Genomic DNA, 20,451 nt, shown 5'->3' on the forward strand with positions numbered 1-20,451 from the left:
CCCCGCGACCGCCTATTCGTAATAAAAGACGAGTGCGTGGGTACCGAGACCGAGCGCCAGCATGACGAGATTCCGGACGGGAGCGCCGAGCGGGACGGCCTCGATGCGAATTTTCCGACGGAACACCGGCCAGAACGGACTCACGGGTTCCCTACCGGGAAGCAGGACGAGCACGTCGGCGACGACGTGGCTGGCGATGCCGAGGAACGCGCCGGTGGTCGCCCAGACGAACACGCGCCGCGTCGTGAGTCGCGACGACCGAGGCGGACCCGTCAGCGCGACGTAAACGAGGAACACCGCGGCGGTAATCGCACTGACGGCGAGTCCACCGACGACGGCGAACAGGAACGTGTGGGTCACCCCGTGGTGGATTACCCCCGGAATATGCAAGTCGAGGTCGGGGAGCAGGGCCACGAAGAGGACGAACGTGGTGAACACCGTTCCGGATTTTCGACCGAGCAGGACCACGAACGGGACGGCGAACAGCAGCGCGACGCCGTAGTGACCGGTTGGATACATGGAACAACGCGTCGTGGCCGGGCTACGTCGTTGCCCTAATTAACTGTTATCGCGGGTCACGGGCGGCGCAGGAGGCCGAGGCGGTGGAACCCCCACGCTATCAGTCCGAATCCAGTGACGGCACCGAGCGCGAGGGCGACGTACGGGAGCCACCGTCCCGGAATCGGTCCCCGAACGGGGTCGAAAGCCAACTGCCAGAGGCAGTACGAGAGCAGAATCGACCCGACGAGCGGCGACATCGGTTCGAGTACGCGAATCACGACGGACGTACGAGACGGCCGCACCTAAATCTCGTCGCCGAACGGGGGCGAACCTCCAGTTCTTAAGGGCCGCCGGTTCGCGTGTCGTCACATGGGCGTCTTCGATATCGTCGCGGTCGCGCTGTGGGCGATGTTGCCCGCCTACGTCCCGAACAACGCAGCGGTGCTGGCGGGCGGCGGGAGACCCATCGACGGCGGGCGAACGTGGAACGGGCGGCGACTGCTCGGCGACGGGAAGACGTGGCGGGGCACCGCGGCCGGAATCGCCGCGGGCGCGGCGCTGGCGCTGGTCCTCAACGCCGTCGAACCGACCGTCTCGGACCTGCTCGGCGTCGGCCTGCCGACGTTCCCGCTCGCAGTGGTGGTCGCGCTCCCGGCGGGCGCGATGCTCGGCGACATCGCCGCCTCGTTCGTCAAGCGCCGGACCGGCCGCCAGCGCGGTGCGTCGTTCCCCGGCGTGGACCAACTCGACTTCGTGGCGTTCGCGTTCCTGCTCTCGTTTCTGGCCGCGCCGGACTGGTTCGGCGACGTGTTCACGCTCCCGGTGCTGGCGGTGGTCCTCGTCGTGACGCCGCTGCTGCATCTGGTGACGAACGCCATCGCCTACGCGCTCGGCCTGAAAGACGAACCGTGGTAAACGACGTCTCAGTCACAGCAACTCTATTGTCGCAGAGATGTTCCGTTCTGAAAGAGCGGCAGGAGTGTTCGAGAGAGTGAGCCGAGTGCTCCGCTTCAGAGACCGACCGAAAACGGCCACGACCCGCCGCTGATAGCCAGCAGGACCAGCGCCCCGCCGACGAGTGCGACGTTCTTCAGGAAGTCGGTCATCTCCTGCTGTTGCTGTTGGGGGTCCTCGACCGACCAGAAGTCGTGGAACAACGGCGTGGCGACCACGAGGAACGCGACGAGCGCGGCCGCGCCGACGAGCGGGAAGACTCCGAGGAGGATGGAGAGTCCGCCGCCGACGAGGAGAGCGCCCGAAGCGTACACCGAGAGGGTCGGTGCGGGTGCGCCCTTCGCCTCGGCGTACCCCGACATCTGGTCCGCTTGCAGGAAGTGGTTCAGACCCATGAACGCGAGGACGCCGCCGAAGAGGACCCGACCGACGAGGAACGCGACGGAACTGACGGTTTCGACAGCCATCAGGCCGTCACCTCCGCGGAGGAAGTAGTCGTCGCGCGAGTCTGCACTGGAGCTTCGATAGTAGGTTTCATCACGTAACCTACTTCACATCGGAACCTACTTGTGCGTTTGGCGATGATACAGTTAGTAGCTATCAGCCATGTCGTCCATCCGTACCAAATCTGACAGTGTCGAGGAGAAGAACAGCGACGCGTGCCCGATGGTGGAGGCCATCGAGCAAATCGGTTCGCAGTGGCGACTCGTCGTACTCTCCGACCTGCACGGCGAAGGCGAGAAGCGGTTCAACGAACTCGAACGCTCGACCGGCGCGAGTTCCCGGACGCTCTCGCGGGTCCTCGACGATTTGGAGGAGGCCGAACTCGTGAACCGCCGCGTCGAGGACAGGCCCATCGCCACCTACTACAGTCTGACCGAGAAGAGCCGCGGTCTCTGCCCGGTCTTCGACGAACTCGAAGGCTGGGCCGACGAGTGGCTCGACGTCCCGCAGACCGACGACTGAGTCGTCACCACCGCGCTCGCCCGACCCAAACGAAACTGCTTATCACTCCCGCCGCCCCGACTCTCCGACGATGACGAACGAGGAACTCATCGCGGCGCTCCGGGACGCGGACGCGGTCAAGTACGGCGAGTTCGAACTCTCCCACGGCGGCACGAGCGACTACTACGTGGACAAGTACCTCTTCGAGACCGACCCCCACTGTCTCGAACTGATAGCTCGCGCGTTCGCCGAGCGGGTCGGCGAGAAGAAACTCGCGGGCGTCGCGCTCGGCGGGGTCCCGCTCGTCGCAGTCACCAGCGTCGAGACCGGCAACCCCTACGTCATCGCCCGGAAACAGCAGAAGGACTACGGCACGGCCAATCTCGTCGAGGGGCGACTGACCGAGGGCGAGGAGGTCGTCGTCCTCGAAGACATCGCGACGACCGGTCAGAGCGCCGCCGACGCCGTGGAGGCCCTTCGAGACGCGGGCGCGACGGTGAACCGCGTCCTCGTCGTGGTGGACCGCGAGGAGGGCGCGACCGAGAATCTCGCGGAGTACGACGTGGAACTCGAATCGCTGCTGACCGCGACCGAACTGCTCGACGCCGAATAGACTGCTCGACACCGAGTAGCCGCGTTCGCCCGTCACGCAGTAGTTGTGCCCGCTCGACACCGAACGACCGCGTTGGCGCTCGGTCGTCGCTCTCGATTGCACGAAGACGCACAACCACGATTACGCAGTCCTGCCGTGATTCTCCCGCCCGACTATCGTGTTATTCAAGTTCGTGGAATACATCGGACGGGGATATGAACCGCGCAGAGAAGGCGACCCTCCAATTGCAGGCGGTCGCCGTGCTACGGATGCTGAAGGAGACCCGGACCTACGACGAACTCGCCGAGGTGACGGGGCTTCCGGCGGGCGACCTGAACCGCTACGTCAACGGTCACGTCCTACCGAGCGTCGATAGGGCGCGAGACATCGTCGGCGGCGTCGGCCGGGACGAACTCGCCGCGGAACTGGAGGCCCGAATTCGGGTGGACGAGGAAGGCTACGTGGACAACTCCGACGTGGTCTTCGACCAGTCGTTCCTCGACCTCGTTGCCCCCGTCGCCGCAGAGACGTTCGACTTCGAACGGCCCGACGTGGTGTTGACCGCTGCCACCGACGGCATCACCCTCGGCGCGGCGATGGCGGGGTACTTCGACGCCCGCGTCGCCTACGCCAAGAAGTCCAAGGAGACCGCGGTCGAGGAGTTCATCGAGTCGCGCCAGCGCCTTCAGTCGGGCATCGAACTTACGTACTACCTCCCGGCGTCCTCCATCGGTTCGGGAGAGACCGTGTTGGTCGTGGACGACCTCATCCGGTCGGGCGAGACTCAAGAACTACTGCTCGACATCGTGGACCGCGCGGACGCCCGCGTGGGTGGGGTTTTCGCCCTCATCGCGGCCGGAGACGAGGGACTGGACCGCGCGAAGGGTCGGACCGACGCCCCGGTCGGGGCGCTGACGACGTTCGAGGAGTAGTTACCGGTCGGACTCCGGGATTCAACCGAGGCGAGAGCGCGTTACTGAAATTGCAAGTAGTCGCTCGGACATCCTCTATTTATGCACGCCTATGAGTTAATCTCGTTTTTCTCACGTCTACACCCGACAATTAATGCACGATTGTGCACCTATGTAGAACTGCGATGGGAATACTTAAGTACGCTTTCGAGACTATGCCCAGTCGTGCAACATGGGGATTGAAGAAACAAGCGACTCCCGCTCCGACTCGGGCGACTCCGGCGCGCTCGCGGAGTACTTCGGCTTCGAAGAACACGGTACAGACCTTCGGACGGAGATTCTGGCGGGCCTGACGACATTCCTGACGATGAGTTACATCGTCGTGGTCAACCCGGCCATCCTCTCGGAGGCGATTCAACCGGCAGGTGTCGGTCCCGGCCGGACGTTCCAGATGCTCGCGGTCGTGACGCTCATCTCGGCGGCGGTAGCGACGCTGACGATGGCGTTCTACGCGAACCGGCCGTTCGCGCAAGCGCCGGGACTCGGACTGAACGCCTTCTTCGCGTTCACGGTCGTCGGCGCGCTCGGCGTCCCGTGGCAGACCGCGCTCGCCGCGGTCGTGGTCGAGGGCATCGTCTTCATCGCCTTGACCGCAGTCGGGGCGCGCGAGTACATCATCAAACTCTTTCCCGAACCCGTGAAACTCGCGGTCGGTGCGGGTATCGGACTCTTCCTCGCCATCATCGGACTCGAAGAGATGCGCGTCGTGGCGGGCGACGCCTCGACGTTCCTCACCTTCAACCCGGTGTTCGCGTCCGACCCGGTGGCCATCGTCTCGGTCGTCGGACTGTTCGTCACGCTCGCACTCTACGCCCGCGGTCTCCGCGGGTCTATCGTCCTCGGTATCATCCTGACCAGTCTCATGGGCTACGCCGCGAGCGCGCTCGGTTACTCGGCGTTCCCCGCCGACCAAGCCCCGCCCGGGGTCACGCTCAAGGGTCCGATAGCGCTCGCACCGAGCGTCTCGGCGACCTACGACGCCGCGGCCTACAACATCGCGCCGTTGGCGGGCGCGTTCATCACGGGACTCCAGAACATCGAGAGTTTCTCGTTCGCGCTGGTCGTCTTCACGTTCTTCTTCGTGGACTTCTTCGACACCGCGGGCACCCTCACGGGCGTCTCGCAGGCCGCGGGCTTCCTCGACGAAGACGGCAACCTCCCTGACATCGACAGACCCCTGATGGCCGACGCGGTCGGCACCACGGTCGGCGGGATGCTCGGGACCTCGACGGTCACGACCTACATCGAATCCTCGACCGGCGTCGAAGAGGGCGGCCGCACCGGCATGACCGCGCTCGTGGTCGGCCTGCTCTTCCTCGCCTCGCTGGCGGTGGTCCCGCTCGCGACCGCCGTGCCGACCTACGCGTCACACCTCGTGCTGGTCGTCATCGGCGTCGTGATGCTACGGAACGTGGTCGAAATCGCGTGGGACGACCTGACGTACGCCATCCCCGCGGGTATGACCATCTTGATTATGCCGTTCACGTTCTCCATCGCGTACGGCATCGCCGCGGGCATCGTCTCCTACCCCATCGTCAAACTCGCCGCGGGTGAAGCCGAGGATACCCGACCCGGCCACTGGGTGCTGGCGGCTGCGTTCGTCGTCTACTTCTTCGTCCGGACGAGCGGGCTACTCCAAGGGAACGTCTGAGTTCCGCGGGTCGCCGCGTCTCGCGGTTTCTCATTCTCCTCGCCGTTTTTACTCGGAGTTCTCTGGTTCGTAGTCCCTCGACGGTTCACCGTCGTTTTCGGCTTTTGCGTCCTCGCTCACCGTAGAAACGCTTATCTCGTCAGATGTCGATTATCGTATGCGACGATGGACGAACCAGATATCACCGGACCGGGAGAGGAGCCGATAGCGAGCATCTACTACGCCGACGAAGAGGCGACGAAAGTCGACGCCGCGTTCGTCATCGAGGACTGGGACTGGGTGGTCGGGTTCGACCAAGTCGCCACCGACGAGTACGACTACGTCTCGATTCCGGTGGAGAGGGTCATCGGCGTGATGTCGCCGGAGTACACCACGTTCACGCGGAATGGACGCCGGGTGACGGGGTACGGCGTCGGCGACGAGGAGGTCGAATCGTTCGCCGACCGACTGCCGGTCTGATACCGTTCGACGAACGACGACAGGCGGTAGAGGCCCCCAGTTTTAATCGGGTCGCTTTCGTCGGAGACGACATGAATCTCCCCAGTCGTCCGATTCCCCGCCGGTGGTTGGTCCGAGGCGCGGTCGCGCTCGTCGTCCTCGCGCTGGTCGCGCCCGCGGCGATTTCGGGCGCGACGTACCTCGTGACGACCGACGACCCGACGAACCTCCGGGCGTCGGTGGACGACCCAGCGAACGGCACGACCGTCATCTCGATTCAGGGGTTCCACTTTCAAGGGATGGCCAACGCCAACAAGCCGGCGCGCCTCGTCGCGGTCGGTCCCCGCGGGGGCGTGAAGTGGGTCCACAACGGGTCGGGGTTCGACGCGCGGTGGTTCTACGACGTGGACCCACTGGAAAACCGCAACCTGCTCGTGACCGCGACGACGCCGAACGCGACGCTCGTCTACGAACTGAACCCCGAGACCCAAGAGCGCGTCTGGACCGAGCGCCTCCCCATCCACGACACCCACGACGTGGACCGAATCAACGGCGACCAGTTGCTCGTCGCCAACATGCGCGCCCCCGACCGCGACGACCGCATCTTCGTCTACAACACGACGACCGACGAGACCGTCTGGGAGTGGCGGTTCGAGAATCACGGCTACTCCAAGTCGGGCGGCGGCGGCGCGAACGACTGGACCCACGTCAACGACGTGGACAAAATCGGCGAGGGCGAGTATCTGGTCTCGCCGCGGAACTTCGACCAAGTAATCGTCGTGAACCGCTCGACGGACAGCGTCACGATGCGACTGGGCAGCGACGGCGACCACGCCACCCTGTACGAACAGCACAACCCCCAGTACCTCGAAAGCGAGAACGGGACGCCCACGGTCCTCGTGGCCGACAGCGAGAACGACCGCGTCGTGGAGTACGCGCGAAACGACTCCGGCGGGTGGACTCGAACGTGGAGCGTCGGGACGAGAGGTCTCAACTGGCCGCGGGACGCCGACCGCCTGCCGAACGGCAACACGCTGGTCACTGACACCATGCACCACCGAGTCTTCGAGACGACGCCGACCGGCGAAGTCGTCTGGGAGTTCCACGCGCCGTGGGCACCCTACGACGCCGAGCGCATCACCTACGGCGACGAACCGGGCGGCCCGACCGCGCGCGACATGGGAGAGACGGGCGAGTACAACCTCAGCGGAAGCGGTCTGAAGGTCGGGGGCGACACCAAGACGGTGTCGTTCTGGCTGGCCGAGGCGTTCGACGGGACGCCGGTGGACGGGCAGGCAGACGACTTCGCCCGCCTCTGGGCGCACGTCACGCCGTGGATTCGGCCCGTCTGGATGACCAGTTGGGAGTTCCTCGGCGCGATTCTGGCAGGTGGAGTGGTTCTCGCGTGGGGTCTCGGCGAGGCGGTGTACCAGCGGCGGCGCATTCGGAGCGGGGTTTCCGGGTTCGCCAGTCGAGTCCGGCGAGTGACCGAGTGAGGAGTTCGTCCCTCTCTCGCGCTCCGTGACCCTCGCGCCCGGTTCGACGCCGGTTTCTGTCCGGCACGTGCGGACGCGGCCCTCGTGGCCGCGTCCATCCGCGTGAGGGACGAGCGAGCAACGCGAGCGAGGAGGTTGGGGAGGCGTGAGGTCTGCGGTCGCGGTGCGGTTGCGGTACTCATTGGTGTCGGTAGTAGCTAGCGCTGACGGTCTTCCCATATCCCGTCTCGACAGCAGCAGTCGCTCCCCCAACACAAGTCCGGCACTCGCAGTTCGCGTCACGCGCTTCCGGCACCACCACGTTCTTCCCGGTAAAGCGACTACCCACACACATGGCGAACCTCGAACTGTACGAACTCGACGGCTGTCCGTACTGCGCAAAAGTCGTAGACAAACTCGACGAACTCGACCTCGACTACGAGTCTCACATGGTTCCCTCGGCCCACTCCGAGCGCGACGAGGTCGAGGAGGTCAGCGGCCAGACGGGCGTGCCCGTGCTGGTCGATAAGGAGAACGGCGTCGAAGGGATGCCCGAGAGCGACGACATCGTGGAGTACCTCGACGAGGAGTACGGCAGCGGCGCGGCCTAAGTCGCTGTCACGTCGGAACTGACGCCACACCCGAGATTTTTTACGGCAGAATCAGTTCGACGGTAGAGCATCGGCTACTGGGTCGAATCGACTCCGGTGTCGCAATCGACTCGCGCGTCAGAAGTACTCCGCGTTAGAATCGAAATCGAGGAGGCGACTGCCGACCGCTCAGGCCGGTTTCTCGCCGCGCTCCCGAATCAGCTTCCGCAGTTCGTCGGGGTCGTCGATGTCCTCCAGTTCCTCGCGCTCGACCAGTCCGGTGCCGTCCACGCTGTCGCGCTTGGCCTCGTCCACGAAGTAGACCGAGCGCGTCCGGGCGACTTCGCCGATGGAGGACATGATGCGGGCGCGCTTCTCGGCGGCCTTGGTGAACGCCGAGTGGCCCGTCAGGACGTTCTCGTGGCTGTCCTCGTCCTCGCTGACCGTCTTGAACGGCGCGCGAATTGTCGGGTGGACCTCGAACCCGGCGCGGGTCAGCACGGTGACGATGCGCTCGTCGTCGCTCTCGGGTTCGGGGTCCTCCGGCGTCGGGTCGCCCTCGCGGACCTCGTCGGCCCCGTCGAGGACGTCCACGGGGCTGGTGAGGTCGCCCTCGAACATCTCTTCGAGTTCGAGCGCCACCTCCACGGTGGCGTTCATACCGTCCTCGTACTTCGAGACGGTGCGCCGCGAGACGCCGAGTTCGGAGGCCAGACGGCCGAGGCTCCAGTCGCGGTCCTCGCGCTCGTCACGCAGTACGTCGCCGTCGATGTTGACGTAGAGACCGCCGGGCGCGGCGTAGACCAGCGGTGCCATTCCTTCGACGAACAGTTCTAACGCGGTGTCGGGGTTCAGGACCGGAACGCCGTGTCGGAAGTAAACGACACCCGGCTCTAAGTCCTCGTCGCGGGTCCGGAGACCGACGACGACGGGGGTCGCGTTGAGGTAATCCCCGAGCCGCCGCATCTCCAGCCCTGTCTCGTCGTCGAATGCGTCTACGTTCGCCAAGATTTTCAGCAAGAGCAGGTCGCGGCCGCGCCGCGCGGCCACGTCGAAGCTCTTGGGTCGAATCGCGCACCGGTCGCTTACGAGAAACCCCGCGTCTTCCAGCATCGCGGTCACGTTCCCGACCAGTGCAGACCGGGACATACCCCAATGTAAGTGATTCCCCTATAAATGCGTTGTGCTGAGGCTAACCCGCCGACTGCTTGCGATTGGCCGGGTAGCGAGCGATAGCTTGATAAAGGAAGCCGCGGCGCTCCGAAAGTCGTTAATCCGACACGCGCCTACGTCCGGTAGTGACAGTCATCGGCGTCGACGACACGGATTCGCGGGAGCGCGGGATGTGTACGACCTACCTCGCGGCCCGAATCGGCGAGCGCGTCGCGGAGTCCGCCGAGGTGGAGCGTAAGCTACTGGTACGGCTCAACCCAGCCGTCGAACACAAGACGCGCGGGAACGCCGCGCTCGCCGTCCACACCGACGCCGACCCGGACGAGGCCTTCGAAATCGCCCGCGAGGAGGTCGCCACCGTCGCCGAGACCGACGACCCGAGGACGAACCCCGGACTCGTCGTCGCGCCGGGCGACCCGGCCGACGTTCCGGAATCGGTCGCCGAGTTCGCCCGCGACGCGGTCCGGGACCACCTCGCGGTCGAGGCCGCCGAGGAGCGAATCGAAACCGCAGGTTACCGCGCCGCCGGGTGGAAGATGGGCCGCGGGAAAATCGGTGCCTTGGCGGCGGTCGGCGCGTGGTCGGCCTTCGGCGGACCGGGTGATGCGAGTGGCGGCCCCGACGCCGCGAGTGGCGACCCGGGCGGCGACTGGACCTACGAGTGCATCTCTTACCGCGACCCCGAACGCGTCGGGACGCCGCGCGAGGTGGACGCCGAATCTGTCTTCGAGGCCGCGACGGCAGCTTACCCCGAGGCGTGGGACACCGTGGACCGCGAGACCGGCGAACTCGTCTGCGTCCCGCACACGCCCGGTCCCATCCTCCACGGCGTCCGGGGCGACGACCCCGAGGTCGTGCGCGAGGTCGCCGCGGCCATCGAGAGCGAATCGGTGTCGCGGCGGGCGCTGTTCGTGACGAATCAGGGAACCGACGCACACCTCCGGGACGGCGACCTCTCGGCGGTCGAGGACGGCCGGGCCTACCGCGTGACGGGGACGGTCGCCGAGGAACCCGAGACCCGGCGCGGCGGTCACGTCTTCCTCTCGCTCGAAAGCAGGGGAGAGACCTTGAGATGCGCCGCCTTCGAACCGACCAAGCGCTTCCGCGACCGGGTGCGCGACCTCCGACCCGGCGACCGAATCACGGCCTGCGGAGAGGTGTCGGACGGGACCCTCAAACTGGAGAAGTTCGCCGCGCGCGACCTGAACGCCACCGAACTCGTCACGCCGGACTGCCCGGACTGCGGCCGGTCGATGGAGAGCGCCGGGGCCGGACAGGGCTACCGGTGTCGGGACTGTAAGACGAGGGCGGACGGGAAAGTCGAGCGCGAGGTAGAGCGGGAGTTAGAGGAGGGGTGGTACGAGGTGCCCCCGGAGGCGCGGCGGCACATCGCCAAACCGCTGGTTCGGGGCGGGTTTGACGCGCCGATTCACCCCGAGAAGTAGCTACTCGAACTGCCGCCAGGCCTTCTCGAAGCGCTGGCCGTGGGGCGGGTGGAACACCTCGCCGCCGTCGCCGAACGACTCCGGCGTGAACCACTCGACGGCCGAGACCTCCGGCCCCGGGTGGGGGTCGCCCGCGGTGTCCGCTCGCCGAACCCCGAACCCGACGGAGACGACGCGCTTGCCCTCGAACGGCGCGGCCGAGAACGTGTCGAGCAGTGTCAGGTCCTCGGGAGCGACGCGGACGCCGGTCTCCTCGCGGAGTTCGCGGGCCGCGCCCTCCCGCGGCGACTCCGCCAGTTCGAGGTGACCGCCGGAGACGGTCCACTCCCCGATTCCCGGTTCCACCGCGCGCTCGGTCAGCAACACGCCCTCCGCGCCGACGACTGCGACTCCGGCGGTCGGAACCGGATTCCGCCAGACGACGCGCTCACAGTCAGGGCAGAACTGGCGTTCGCGGCCCTCAATTTCGCGCCCGGTCAGGTCCGCGCCGCAGTACGGGCAGAAGTTCGCTGGATAGGTCGTCACGAGTAGTCACCACTCACGACTTCAGTCCGCTCCCCGTCAGCGGCACGACAACGTCGTCGTCCGGGTCGAGGACCCCGCGCTCGCGGTAGGCGTCGAGCGCGGCGGGCGCGACGGCGGAGGTCGGTTCGACGTAGAATCCGCCGCGGTGCAGGCGGTCGAGCGCGTCCGCCACGGGAGCGGCGTCGAGCGCGATAGCGTCGCCGTCCGTGGCGTCGATGGCGTCGAGAATCTGGTCCTCTCTGGCGGGGTCGAGAATCTGGATGCCGTCGGCCACGTCGTTGCTCGCGCCCGTCTCGCTGTCTCGCGGGTCGTTCCTCCCCGCTCCACTGTTCGAGGCGCTTTGCGCCTCGCTTCCGTGGAGTTGCTCGGCGACGGGCGCGTATCCGGCGGCCTGCGCGCCGAGCAGGCGCGGCATCCGGTCGGTCCACCCCGCCTCCTTCAGCGCGCGGAAGCCGCGATAGGCACCGAGGAAGAGCGTGCCGTGGCCCAGCGGCGTGACCACGGCGTCAGGGACCTCCCAGTCGCGCTGGGCCGCGACTTCGAAGGCGAACGTCGCGGTGCCCGCGAAGAAGGCCGGATTCCACGCGTGACTGGCGTACCAGCCCGCTTCGTCGGCAGATTCGACGGCCTCGACGCAGGCCTCGGTCACGTCCTGCCGCGTGCCCTCGACGCGGACGGGGGTCGCGCCGACGCGCTCGATGGCCGCGAGTTTGGACTCCTTGACCTCGGCCGGGACGTAGATGTCGGCGTCGATACCGGCGCGGGCGGCGTACTGCGCGATGGCCGCCCCGGCGTTGCCCGAGGAGTCTTCGACGACTTTCTCGACGCCCAACTCGGCGGCCCGCGAGAGGGTCGCGGTCGCGCCGCGGTCCTTGAAACTCCCCGAGGGGAAGACGTACTCCAGTTTGAACTGGACGTTCGCGCCCCAGTCGGGAGAGTCGGCGGGGTCCGACGCGGGACCGGAGGTGTCCCGTAGCGGCGTGAACCCCTCTCCGAGCGTGACCTGCCGGGAGACCGGCAAGAACTCCTCGAAGGTCCAGAGTCCCCTTCGGGTGTCTAATTCGCCAAAATCGGGCGCGGACCCCTCGGGGAGCGGTCGGTCGGCGAACTCCAGCGGGTGCCCGCAGTCACACCGCCACGGTTCCTCCGGTCCGGCGTCGTAGATTCGGCCGCAGTCGGGGCAGGTGAGGTCGGACGGCGAATCACCGGCCATGGCTCAGAACTCGTCTACGTTGGTGCCGACCGAACAGACGTACTCGCCGGTCGCGACCTGCGGCAGTCGGCGCGAGCGCCAGAAGAGACCGGAGTCGTCGGCGGTCACCTCGGCTTTCAACTGGCCGAAGGGGTCGGTCACCTCGAATATCACGTCGCCGACCGTCACCGCGTCGCCGAGGTCCTTCCGGAACCGGACGAGACCGCCGCAGGGCGACCCGTATCGGTCGAAGCCGGTGGCGCGAGTCTGGCGTTCGAGGTCCACGTCACCGTCGAGGAATCCGTAGTAGCGAAGGACGTTGAACACGCCCTCGACGCCGTACTGGATGCTCTCCTCGTCCCACCCGATGCAACCGCCGAGTTCGGGGTCCACGGTCGGGATGCCCTCGTCCGGGCCGACGCGGGCGAGTTGGCCCTCGGGTCCCTTCTGGTCGAGGACGTGGCCGCATCCGAACACCTTGGCGAGTTCGAGACACTCGTCGTGGAGGCGGTGGCGCTGGCCGCACCGCACCCGGACCTCGTTGAGCATCCGACTCGTCGAACCCTGATGCAGGTCAAGAATCAGGTCCGCGCGCGACGCCGCCTCGAAGGTGGCCGCCGAGATGCGCTCGCTGGACGTCCCCGACTCGTCGCCGGGGTAGGTGCGATTCATCTTGGTGTCGTCGATGGGGTTGCGGTGTTCGGCCACCTGGAACGCGTGGTAGTTGACGATGCCGACCACGAGAACCGTCCCCGAGAGGTCCTCCGGCGGAATCTGGGGGACCACCCGCTGAATCACGCCGAGTCCGTTCAGTTCGTCGCCGTCGCTGACCGCCTGAACGTACAGCGTCGGGCCGTCTTCCGCTCCGTTTACCACCGCGACGGGGAGACCGAAGTCGCTTCCGTCGCGCGTTTCACCCACCTGCAACCGCCCGGTATCTATCTCCCCGGGGGCCGCACTCGCCGTTCCGAGCGTCTTCATTACCCATAACGGACGGCTACACGCCCTTTAGCGGTTCGGTCTCGGCGAACGCGTACCAGTTCCCCCGAGCGTTTTGCCGACTGCTTTCGACCACTCCCGGCGACCGACCGCTGTCGGACCGGTCGGACCCGTCTCCATCCCCGTCCTCTGGAGGGAACCGCCCGCGCATCGGTAAGCGACCAGTGGTTCCCAAGAACTTATGTATTCGGCGCGAACCGTCGGATTATGGACAGACGTGATTTCCTGCGTGCGAGCGGTGTCGTCACCGCGTCGTCGTTGGCCGGTTGTGCCGGTATGCTAAACGGTGCTCAACCGGAGAAAGCAGGAAACCGAATCACCGCAGCCGAGGAGAAGATATCGAAGAACTCGAAGGAGTTGAACGAAATCCAGTCGAAGGTAGAGAGCGACGACGAGGAGGTCCCCGACGAGTTCGACCCCTCGTCGGTCACGGCCCGCGTCGAGAAAGCGAACGTGAAACTGGACGAGGCCGAGGAGTACGCCACCGACGAACAGCAGTCGTACGTCGATACGCTTCGGAAGGTCGGCGAGTACCAGAAGAAGCGGGCCAAGTTGTACGAGGACCACGTTACACTCCGGAACAAGATTACGACCGTCAATACGTACGTACAGAGCGACCGATACGACACGGCGCTGGAGAAGGTAACCGAAGCGAAGTCGCTGTTGGGCGAGGTGCGAACGCACACCGACGAGTTGGAGAGCGCGCTCGGCGACATCGACAGTGACGCGCTGAGCGAGAGCGACCGGATAACCTACGACGCCATCGAGACCGACCTCTCGACGTTCCGCGACCGCCTCGACCTCGTCGAGACGATGCTCGACGGGTTCGCGCCGATGATAAAGGGGATACAAGACTTCATGCCAGCCCTCGAAGCATACAAGAACGGGCAGTACGCCGACGCCGCCGAGCAACTCGCCGAGGCCGAGACCCACTTCGAGACGGCCGACGCGAAGTTCCGGGAACTCGAAAACGCCGACACCGACCTCGGTGGCATCGAGACCGACGTCGCCAAGATAACGTGTTACACCGGCGTGCTGACGGACGGGGCACGGCTGTTCAAGGAGAGCGCGACGGCCGCGAAGAACGGCGACAAGGAACTCGCCCGACAGAAGGCCAAGGAGGCACAGACCGAACTGAACAAATGTAGTTTCGACTCCTCGTCCTGACCGTCTCTCGCGCTCTCGGCCGCGTTCGCTGCGGAACGCGCTTCCCTCAAGTGTAGTTCGATAGCCGCGATACTGTTCGAGAACTGCAGTACGAGCAAGCCGGACTGGTTTTCGAACCTATTTACCTGCCGGGCTGATACGTCCAGAGAGTCACGGCCATGTTCGACTCGTTCGCCGGCCTCCGGGAGTTCGACCGCGCGGTCTTCGTCGTGGCCGCGGCGCGGTTCGTCAACGTCCTCGGTTCGGGAATCGTCTATCCCTTCGCAACCCTCTACTTCTACGGCGAAGTCGGTATCCCGTTCACGCTCGTCGGGACCGGCCTGTTCGCCAACAGCGTGGCGACAGCGGGCGGTACCCTCGTCGGGGGCTACCTCGCGGACCGGTACGGTCGCAAGCCCGTGATGGTGGCGAGCATGGCGCTCTCGGCCCCGACGCTGGCGGCCTACGCGCTCGTAACCAGCGCGCCGACGTTCGTCGCCGTCGCCGCCGCGGCCGGACTCGCGGCCGGACTGTTCGCCCCGGCGAGTCAGGCGATGGTCGCCGACCTGACGCCCGACGCCGACCGCGAGCAGGCCTACGGACTGCTGAAGGTCGCCAGCAACGCCGGGTTCGGGTCGGGGTTCGTCGTCGGCGGCCTGCTCTACGGCGTCGCCCACACCGCCGTCTTCGTCGCCGACGGCCTGACCAGTGGCGTCGTCGCCGTCCTGCTCGCGGTCGCGCTCCCGCGCGTTTCGGGGGCGACTGAAGGCGAAGCCGACTCCGAGGCAGTCGAGTCGTCGCTGGCCGCGACGCTCCGAGAGTGGAGTCGCGCGGTCACGCAGCCGACGATTCTGGCGCTCGCGGTTCTCAACGTCGGGTTCGCAGTCGCCTACGCCCAGATGCGGAGCACGGTCCCGGTGTTCGCCGAGCAGGCGTTCGGCCTGACCAGCGAGCAGTTAGGGACGCTCTACGTGCTGAATCCGCTGGTCATCGTCGTCTTCCAGATGCCAGTGGTATCGTGGGTCCGGTCGTGGCGGCGGACGCGCGGACTAGCGCTCTCGGCGGTGTTCTGGGCGGCCAGTTTCGTCACCATCGTGCTCGCCCACGGCGCGCCCGTCCTCGTCGGCGTCGGACTGGTCGGGGCGTTCCTCGTCCTCCGAACAGTCGGCGAGATTCTGCACGCGCCGCTGATTACGGCGCTGGCGAGCGACGTGGGCACCGTCGAAGAGCGCGGGTCACAGCTCTCGGTGCTGGAAATCGCCAAGCGACTCGGCTTCGGTATCGGCCCGGTCGTCGGCGGAGCGTTCTTCGACTACGGCGTCGAGGCGCTGCTGTGGCCCGCGCTGGTCGGGATGAGTCTCCTGCTCGGCGTCGGCGTGCTGTCGCTGGAACGGCGGGTCTCTCCGGCGGCGAACGGTCGAGGTGAGGCGGCGGACTGAGGTTCTACGGAGTTGTTGGTGCTAGTACCCCGAATTGGTTAGTATCACTTCTGCTGATTTCGGAGGTAGTAGACGGTTCCCGCAATTGCGGGGGCGACTACCGCAACGAGGTAATACGATACTGAGAGACCGTCAGTCTCTCCGGCGTGGGTTCGCATGAAGAACAAGAGTAAACCTCCGAGAATTAGGTTTGCGACGATTATGTCTACGAACATGCCAGTAGAATAGCTAGAGATTATCGTAGCGACGATAGTGTGTAAAACAACAGTGATTATGACTCCACGAAGAGCGTTAGTCTCTTTTTGAGTTTCTTGTTGACTCTCGCACCTATCCGCGCTCATAGCGTAGGTCTTTTGCGAGCCGTTTTGAATAGAGAATTTCTTTCCGCTTTCCAGAACATAGTCATCTCCTCCTTACGTCATTTCTCTTCTACTAATATACATCTTCACATTTTCACAGTACGAAATATGTTTTACATGTTTGATATTGTTGAAGGTGCATGTAGAACAGATAGTAGACGAGGTATTAGAACAATTGTGGCAAACCGCTATGCCTTTCATCCGGCCGTTCCAACGTCCTAACGTGTCCGGAAACGTCCCCGAGCGCCCGAGAGCGAACTTCGTGGCGGCGCTGAACGTCCGGCGGAACGCCGTGCGCGGGTTCGCCTTCAGTCTGCTGTTCACGGCGGCAGTTCTCGTGTTGTTCGTCTTCCTGCCGGGGACGCGGCGGCCGACGCCGTACTATCTGGCGCTCGGGTTCGTGCTCGTCGCGTCGTTGGGGTCGCTGGCGACGACGGTGCTGACGCTGGTGTCGGCGTATCGGTTGGCGAAGGACACCGACCTCGATTAGTCGCCCGGTAGATTGGGTCGTAGAGCGCGGTGAAGGTCAGTATCGCCGGTTCCGTGCCAGAGCAACGCAGTTATTCTGCCGAGTACTCGGTCCCGGTCAGTTCACCCAGACGTTCCGCGCCCGAGCGGGTGCCCTTGGCGATGAACACGTCGCCCGCCCGGAGTTTCGTGGTCGGGCCGGGTTGGATGACCCACTCGCGTTCGCCGTCTCTGGAGCGCCGAACCGCGATGACTCGCATCCCGGTCTCGGTCTTGACTTCTCGGTCGCCCAGCGTCACACCGTCGAACTCGCTGCCGGGGGCGACCGTCTGGCGGACGATGACCTCGTCGCTCTCCTCGACGGCCTGTTCCACGACGGGATGAGTGCCGAGGCCGCGGAGGACGCCCTCGCTGATTTCGACCGCGGCGTCGCTGATGACCTCCGTCGCGTTGGCGAGGTGGACGAGTCCCCGGAGCGAGATGGGGTCCTCGACGCGGGCCGCCGCGCGGAAGGTCCACGCCTCGAATCTGGACTGGAGGGCGTCCACCTCGGCTTCGAGTTCGACCACTTCCTCGGCGACTTCGGCGCTGTCGAAGAGGACGCTCCCGTACGCGAGGTCCACCGCGAGTTCGCTGATGTTCTTCATCAGCACGATGGAGTCCACGGCGCGTTCGAGGTCCTCGATGTTCGGTTCGGGCGGTTCTGGCGGCTCGTAGCGTTCGCCGGTCGCGCGCAGGTACACGTCGGCGATGCCCTCGTCGGGACCGCGGAGCAGGACGGTGTCCCCGGCGTCGAGCGCGGTGGTTCGGTCGGGGTTCGTTATCCAGTCGTCCGCGCGCCGGATGGCGATGACGCGCACGCCGGTCTCGGTTTCCATATTCAGGTCCCCGAGCGTCCGGCCCGCCAGTTCGGAGTCGGCGGCGACTTCGGCGCGGACGAGCGTCTCGACCGCTTCGGGGAGCGCGGCCCGCATCGCGTCGGGCAGGCCGATGTCCTCCAGCACGACCTTGGCGATGTCGCCCGCGGCGTCGCTTATCTTCTCGGCCGCGCCGACCACGCCGAGGACCGGAGCCAACTGCTCGGCGTCCTCCGGGCTTCTGGCGGCCATCAGCAGGCTCATCCGGGCCTGTAGCTGGAGGACGTCCATCCGGGCCTCGAGTTCCAGCACCTCGCGAGCGATGTCGTCGCTCCCGTTGAGCACCGCGGAGAACGAGAGGTCGATGAGGAGTTCGGCGGTGTCTTTCATCTCCGACAGCACCGCTTTGACGCTGACGGGTTCGTACTCGACATCGCCGCCGGACGGTTCCATACGACGACGTTGTGCGCCTCCAGATAAAAACGTTCGTAGGGTTTTGGATGGGAATCCGGCGAGACCGAAACGAAAGATAATCCTTTTCCGGTCTTGCCGAGAAGTATCAGGGTATGTCAGAAGAGGTCAAGAGAGGGCTGGAGGGCGTCGTCGTCGCAGAGTCAGGACTCAGCTTCATCAATGGCGACGAAGGTCGCCTCATCTACCGCGGATACGAAATCGAAGACCTCGCCCGGAACGCGAGCTACGAGGAGGTGCTCTACCTGCTCTGGCACGGCGAACTCCCCACACGTGACGAACTCGCCGACTTCTCCGAGTCGATGGCCGAGGAGCGGGAACTCGACGAGGACGTGCTCGAAACCGTCCGAAAGCTCGCCGAGGCCGACGAACAGCCGATGGCCGCGGTCCGGACCGCTGTGTCGATGCTCTCGGCCTACGACCCCGAGGACGCCGACGCCGAACCGACCGACCGCGAAGTCAACCTCCGGAAGGGGCGGCGCATCACCGCGAAGGTCCCGACCCTCGTCGCGGCGTTCAAGCGCATCCGGAACGGTAACGACCCGGTCGAACCCCGAGAGGACCTCGGCCACGCCGAGAACTTCCTCTACATGCTCAACGGCGAGGAACCCGACGAGGTGCTGGCCGAGACGTTCGACATGGCGCTGGTTCTCCACGCCGACCACGGCCTGAACGCCTCGACGTTCTCCTCGATGGTCACGTCCTCCACGCTCTCGGACCTCCACAGCGCCATCACGAGCGCGGTCGGCACCCTCGCCGGACCGCTCCACGGCGGCGCGAACGCGAACGTGATGAAGATGCTGAAGGAGATAGACGAGAGCGGCAAGGGCACCAAGACGTGGGTGGACGACGCCCTCGACCGCGGCGACCGCATCATGGGCTTCGGCCACCGCGTCTACAACGTCAAGGACCCCCGCGCCAAGATTCTCGGCGAGAAGAGCGAGGAACTCGGTGAGGCCGCGGGCGACACGAAGTGGTACGAGATGTCGGTCGAAATTGAGGAGTACATGCGAGACGAAAAGGGTCTCGCGCCGAACGTGGACTTCTACTCGGCCTCGACCTACTACCAGATGGGCATCCCCATCGACCTCTACACCCCCATCTTCGCCATGTCGCGGGTCGGCGGATGGATAGGTCACGTGCTGGAGCAGTACGACGACAACCGCCTGATTCGACCGCGCGCGAAGTACACCGGGTCGAAGCAGGAGGACTGGGTCCCCATCGACGAGCGGTAGAATCGTAACCGTCGTCGCCTTTTCTTTCGCGGTTATCGAGTCGTCTAACCCCGGCACTCCAGAGCAAGTCGGGTATTCTTCACGACGGTCCTTCGACGCTCCCTCGCTCTTCCATCATCGCGGCCCACCCGCCCAGCGGAATCTCGCCGCCTCGACGAGGAGCGACCAGACGAAGTAGAGAAAGATGCCCGCGTAGACCGCCTCGACGCCGAAGTCGAGACGGACGCCGAACAGCCACGAGAACCCGACGATGAAACCGAACATCCCCGTGGTCCGCGCGACGAAGGGCGTCTTGGTGTCGCTCGCACCCTGCAAGGCCCCCGAGAAGACGACGTAGAGGACGAGGAACGGCGAGGCCAGACCGTAGACGCGGGCGAACTCCGCCGGTGGCGGTTTGAGTGTACCGGAACGAGCGAGTCCGAAGGTCAGTCGGGAAGACGTTAGGTAGTCTCCGACGGAGGACCGTACATGGACGTCTTCGTCTACGGAACGCTGACCGACCCCGAGCGAGTCGCGAGCGTCGTCTCGGCGTACGAGTTTCTCGCCGAGGCGACCCTGCACGGTCTCCACCGCGTCGACGGGAGGTACCCAACGCTCGCGCCCGGCGGAACAGTGTCCGGGCGCGTCCTCCGCACGCAGGAAGTCGAAGCGCTAGACGCGTACGAAGGTGTCGAGACCGGACTGTACGTCCGGGTGTCGGTTCCGCGGGACACCCCCGAAAGCGACGCGGCGGTCGCCGTCTACGTCGGCGACCCGAACTCGCTCGGAGCGGACGCCGAGTGGCCGGGCCGGGGGTCGTTCCCGGAGCGAGTCCGACGCTTCGTCCGCGAGAACGAGGTCGTCGTCCGCACGCGCGAGTGAGCGAAACGGCCGTCAGCTTTACGTCTGACAATTACGTGTGCCGCCCGTCAGACATCCAGCCTGCGCCGACGCTGTCTTGCGATTTTTACTTTCACTCCGTCCACCGGGGGTTTAAGTGTCTGCCGCGATATGCATCAACTGCGCGTCACACGCTTCGCGCCCAC

The 20,451-nt window shown here is 65.6% G+C and carries 23 protein-coding genes; 14 read left to right on the forward strand and 9 right to left on the reverse strand.

The features are described from left to right. Positions 1-12: 12 nt before the first annotated feature. Positions 13-519 (reverse strand): metal-dependent hydrolase, encoded by a 507-nt coding sequence (locus FXF75_RS17755; protein ID WP_163523178.1) that lies wholly within the window; start codon positions 517-519, stop codon positions 13-15. Positions 520-575: 56 nt separating this feature from the next. Beyond that, positions 576-779, reverse strand: a complete 204-nt coding sequence (locus tag FXF75_RS17760; protein ID WP_163523179.1) for a hypothetical protein — start codon at positions 777-779, stop codon at positions 576-578. Positions 780-870: 91 nt separating this feature from the next. Here FXF75_RS17760 and FXF75_RS17765 point away from each other — a divergent pair, with 91 nt between their 5' ends. Then, positions 871-1,416, forward strand: coding sequence for a CDP-2,3-bis-(O-geranylgeranyl)-sn-glycerol synthase (locus FXF75_RS17765; protein ID WP_163523180.1), 546 nt, complete (start codon positions 871-873; stop codon positions 1,414-1,416). A gap of 95 nt (positions 1,417-1,511) precedes the next feature. On the opposite strand, the gene FXF75_RS17770 is transcribed toward FXF75_RS17765, so the two are convergent. Then, entirely contained in the window at positions 1,512-1,922 is a 411-nt protein-coding gene (locus FXF75_RS17770; protein ID WP_163523181.1) for a DoxX family protein, read from the reverse strand. Between the two features lie 139 nt (positions 1,923-2,061). Between FXF75_RS17770 and FXF75_RS17775 the strand changes: the two genes are divergently transcribed. The 7 genes from FXF75_RS17775 (at position 2,062) to FXF75_RS17805 (ending at position 8,138) form a co-directional block, all read left to right on the forward strand. Next, positions 2,062-2,421 carry a helix-turn-helix domain-containing protein gene (locus FXF75_RS17775; RefSeq protein ID WP_163523182.1) on the forward strand — a complete coding sequence of 120 codons (360 nt, stop codon included), beginning with the start codon at positions 2,062-2,064 and terminating at the stop codon, positions 2,419-2,421. A 70-nt stretch (positions 2,422-2,491) separates the two neighbouring features. Continuing rightward, the gene (gene pyrE, locus FXF75_RS17780) at positions 2,492-3,013 is read left to right on the forward strand and encodes an orotate phosphoribosyltransferase (protein WP_163523183.1); all 522 of its coding nucleotides are present in this window, start codon (positions 2,492-2,494) and stop codon (positions 3,011-3,013) included. Positions 3,014-3,207: 194 nt separating this feature from the next. Further along, positions 3,208-3,924, forward strand: a complete 717-nt coding sequence (locus FXF75_RS17785; protein WP_163523184.1) for a phosphoribosyltransferase family protein — start codon at positions 3,208-3,210, stop codon at positions 3,922-3,924. A gap of 211 nt (positions 3,925-4,135) precedes the next feature. Then, positions 4,136-5,614 (forward strand): NCS2 family permease, encoded by a 1,479-nt coding sequence (locus FXF75_RS17790; RefSeq protein WP_163523185.1) that lies wholly within the window; start codon positions 4,136-4,138, stop codon positions 5,612-5,614. A 165-nt stretch (positions 5,615-5,779) separates the two neighbouring features. Further along, positions 5,780-6,073 carry a hypothetical protein gene (locus FXF75_RS17795; RefSeq protein WP_163523186.1) on the forward strand — a complete coding sequence of 98 codons (294 nt, stop codon included), beginning with the start codon at positions 5,780-5,782 and terminating at the stop codon, positions 6,071-6,073. Between the two features lie 71 nt (positions 6,074-6,144). Then, a complete protein-coding gene (locus FXF75_RS17800) occupies positions 6,145-7,548 on the forward strand; it encodes an arylsulfotransferase family protein (RefSeq protein ID WP_163523187.1) in 1,404 nt (467 codons plus the stop codon). 332 nt (positions 7,549-7,880) lie between these two features. Then, the gene (locus tag FXF75_RS17805; protein WP_163523188.1) at positions 7,881-8,138 is read left to right on the forward strand and encodes a glutathione S-transferase N-terminal domain-containing protein; all 258 of its coding nucleotides are present in this window, start codon (positions 7,881-7,883) and stop codon (positions 8,136-8,138) included. A gap of 168 nt (positions 8,139-8,306) precedes the next feature. Here the strand turns inward: FXF75_RS17805 and FXF75_RS17810 are convergent, their stop codons facing one another. Beyond that, on the reverse strand, positions 8,307-9,266 hold the full coding sequence (locus FXF75_RS17810) for a transcriptional regulator (protein ID WP_163523189.1): 960 nt from the start codon (positions 9,264-9,266) through the stop codon (positions 8,307-8,309). A gap of 149 nt (positions 9,267-9,415) precedes the next feature. Between FXF75_RS17810 and FXF75_RS17815 the strand changes: the two genes are divergently transcribed. Continuing rightward, positions 9,416-10,735 carry a tRNA(Ile)(2)-agmatinylcytidine synthase gene (locus tag FXF75_RS17815; protein ID WP_163523190.1) on the forward strand — a complete coding sequence of 440 codons (1,320 nt, stop codon included), beginning with the start codon at positions 9,416-9,418 and terminating at the stop codon, positions 10,733-10,735. On the opposite strand, the gene FXF75_RS17820 is transcribed toward FXF75_RS17815, so the two are convergent. Genes FXF75_RS17820 through FXF75_RS17830 form a run of 3 tightly spaced genes read right to left on the reverse strand, consistent with a single transcriptional unit; the run spans position 10,736 to position 13,433 of the window. Next, positions 10,736-11,260 (reverse strand): NUDIX hydrolase, encoded by a 525-nt coding sequence (locus tag FXF75_RS17820; protein ID WP_163523191.1) that lies wholly within the window; start codon positions 11,258-11,260, stop codon positions 10,736-10,738. 13 nt (positions 11,261-11,273) lie between these two features. Further along, positions 11,274-12,473 carry a pyridoxal-phosphate dependent enzyme gene (locus tag FXF75_RS17825; RefSeq protein ID WP_163523192.1) on the reverse strand — a complete coding sequence of 400 codons (1,200 nt, stop codon included), beginning with the start codon at positions 12,471-12,473 and terminating at the stop codon, positions 11,274-11,276. Positions 12,474-12,476: 3 nt separating this feature from the next. Then, on the reverse strand, positions 12,477-13,433 hold the full coding sequence (locus tag FXF75_RS17830; RefSeq protein WP_163523193.1) for a succinylglutamate desuccinylase/aspartoacylase family protein: 957 nt from the start codon (positions 13,431-13,433) through the stop codon (positions 12,477-12,479). A 225-nt stretch (positions 13,434-13,658) separates the two neighbouring features. Between FXF75_RS17830 and FXF75_RS17835 the strand changes: the two genes are divergently transcribed. From FXF75_RS17835 to FXF75_RS17845, 3 genes are all read left to right on the forward strand, one after another. Next, complete coding sequence (locus tag FXF75_RS17835) at positions 13,659-14,618, forward strand: hypothetical protein (protein ID WP_163523194.1); 960 nt, start codon at positions 13,659-13,661, stop codon at positions 14,616-14,618. A 158-nt stretch (positions 14,619-14,776) separates the two neighbouring features. Continuing rightward, entirely contained in the window at positions 14,777-16,036 is a 1,260-nt protein-coding gene (locus FXF75_RS17840; RefSeq protein ID WP_163523195.1) for an MFS transporter, read from the forward strand. A 582-nt stretch (positions 16,037-16,618) separates the two neighbouring features. Then, the gene (locus FXF75_RS17845; protein WP_309221857.1) at positions 16,619-16,885 is read left to right on the forward strand and encodes a hypothetical protein; all 267 of its coding nucleotides are present in this window, start codon (positions 16,619-16,621) and stop codon (positions 16,883-16,885) included. Positions 16,886-16,955: 70 nt separating this feature from the next. On the opposite strand, the gene FXF75_RS17850 is transcribed toward FXF75_RS17845, so the two are convergent. Beyond that, positions 16,956-18,173, reverse strand: coding sequence for a potassium channel family protein (locus tag FXF75_RS17850; RefSeq protein ID WP_163523196.1), 1,218 nt, complete (start codon positions 18,171-18,173; stop codon positions 16,956-16,958). Positions 18,174-18,286: 113 nt separating this feature from the next. Here FXF75_RS17850 and citZ point away from each other — a divergent pair, with 113 nt between their 5' ends. Then, positions 18,287-19,426 carry a citrate synthase gene (citZ, locus tag FXF75_RS17855; protein WP_163523197.1) on the forward strand — a complete coding sequence of 380 codons (1,140 nt, stop codon included), beginning with the start codon at positions 18,287-18,289 and terminating at the stop codon, positions 19,424-19,426. Positions 19,427-19,540: 114 nt separating this feature from the next. Here citZ and FXF75_RS17860 read toward each other — a convergent pair whose 3' ends face one another. Further along, a complete protein-coding gene (locus FXF75_RS17860) occupies positions 19,541-19,741 on the reverse strand; it encodes a hypothetical protein (RefSeq protein ID WP_163523198.1) in 201 nt (66 codons plus the stop codon). Between the two features lie 153 nt (positions 19,742-19,894). Here FXF75_RS17860 and FXF75_RS17865 point away from each other — a divergent pair, with 153 nt between their 5' ends. After that, the gene (locus FXF75_RS17865) at positions 19,895-20,287 is read left to right on the forward strand and encodes a gamma-glutamylcyclotransferase (protein WP_163523199.1); all 393 of its coding nucleotides are present in this window, start codon (positions 19,895-19,897) and stop codon (positions 20,285-20,287) included. Positions 20,288-20,451: the final 164 nt, after the last annotated feature.

Origin of the sequence: Halorussus sp. MSC15.2 (assembly GCF_010747475.1) — an archaeon.
In the GTDB taxonomy this organism is placed as follows: Archaea; Halobacteriota; Halobacteria; order Halobacteriales; family Haladaptataceae; genus Halorussus.

Excerpts from the sequence above, each read along its gene's own strand:
- pyrE (WP_163523183.1), top strand. The coding sequence starts at position 2,492 with ATGACGAACGAGGAACTCATCGCGGCGCTCCGGGACGCGGACGCGGTC.
- FXF75_RS17795 (WP_163523186.1), top strand. The coding sequence starts at position 5,780 with ATGGACGAACCAGATATCACCGGACCGGGAGAGGAGCCGATAGCGAGC.
- FXF75_RS17825 (WP_163523192.1), bottom strand. The coding sequence starts at position 12,473 with ATGGCCGGTGATTCGCCGTCCGACCTCACCTGCCCCGACTGCGGCCGA.
- FXF75_RS17775 (WP_163523182.1), top strand. The coding sequence starts at position 2,062 with ATGTCGTCCATCCGTACCAAATCTGACAGTGTCGAGGAGAAGAACAGC.
- FXF75_RS17865 (WP_163523199.1), top strand. The coding sequence starts at position 19,895 with ATGGACGTCTTCGTCTACGGAACGCTGACCGACCCCGAGCGAGTCGCG.
- FXF75_RS17835 (WP_163523194.1), top strand. The coding sequence starts at position 13,659 with ATGGACAGACGTGATTTCCTGCGTGCGAGCGGTGTCGTCACCGCGTCG.
- FXF75_RS17770 (WP_163523181.1), bottom strand. The coding sequence starts at position 1,922 with ATGGCTGTCGAAACCGTCAGTTCCGTCGCGTTCCTCGTCGGTCGGGTC.
- FXF75_RS17785 (WP_163523184.1), top strand. The coding sequence starts at position 3,208 with ATGAACCGCGCAGAGAAGGCGACCCTCCAATTGCAGGCGGTCGCCGTG.
- FXF75_RS17755 (WP_163523178.1), bottom strand. The coding sequence starts at position 519 with ATGTATCCAACCGGTCACTACGGCGTCGCGCTGCTGTTCGCCGTCCCG.
- FXF75_RS17840 (WP_163523195.1), top strand. The coding sequence starts at position 14,777 with ATGTTCGACTCGTTCGCCGGCCTCCGGGAGTTCGACCGCGCGGTCTTC.
- FXF75_RS17810 (WP_163523189.1), bottom strand. The coding sequence starts at position 9,266 with ATGTCCCGGTCTGCACTGGTCGGGAACGTGACCGCGATGCTGGAAGAC.
- citZ (WP_163523197.1), top strand. The coding sequence starts at position 18,287 with ATGTCAGAAGAGGTCAAGAGAGGGCTGGAGGGCGTCGTCGTCGCAGAG.
- FXF75_RS17830 (WP_163523193.1), bottom strand. The coding sequence starts at position 13,433 with ATGAAGACGCTCGGAACGGCGAGTGCGGCCCCCGGGGAGATAGATACC.
- FXF75_RS17765 (WP_163523180.1), top strand. The coding sequence starts at position 871 with ATGGGCGTCTTCGATATCGTCGCGGTCGCGCTGTGGGCGATGTTGCCC.
- FXF75_RS17850 (WP_163523196.1), bottom strand. The coding sequence starts at position 18,173 with ATGGAACCGTCCGGCGGCGATGTCGAGTACGAACCCGTCAGCGTCAAA.
- FXF75_RS17805 (WP_163523188.1), top strand. The coding sequence starts at position 7,881 with ATGGCGAACCTCGAACTGTACGAACTCGACGGCTGTCCGTACTGCGCA.
- FXF75_RS17790 (WP_163523185.1), top strand. The coding sequence starts at position 4,136 with ATGGGGATTGAAGAAACAAGCGACTCCCGCTCCGACTCGGGCGACTCC.
- FXF75_RS17800 (WP_163523187.1), top strand. The coding sequence starts at position 6,145 with ATGAATCTCCCCAGTCGTCCGATTCCCCGCCGGTGGTTGGTCCGAGGC.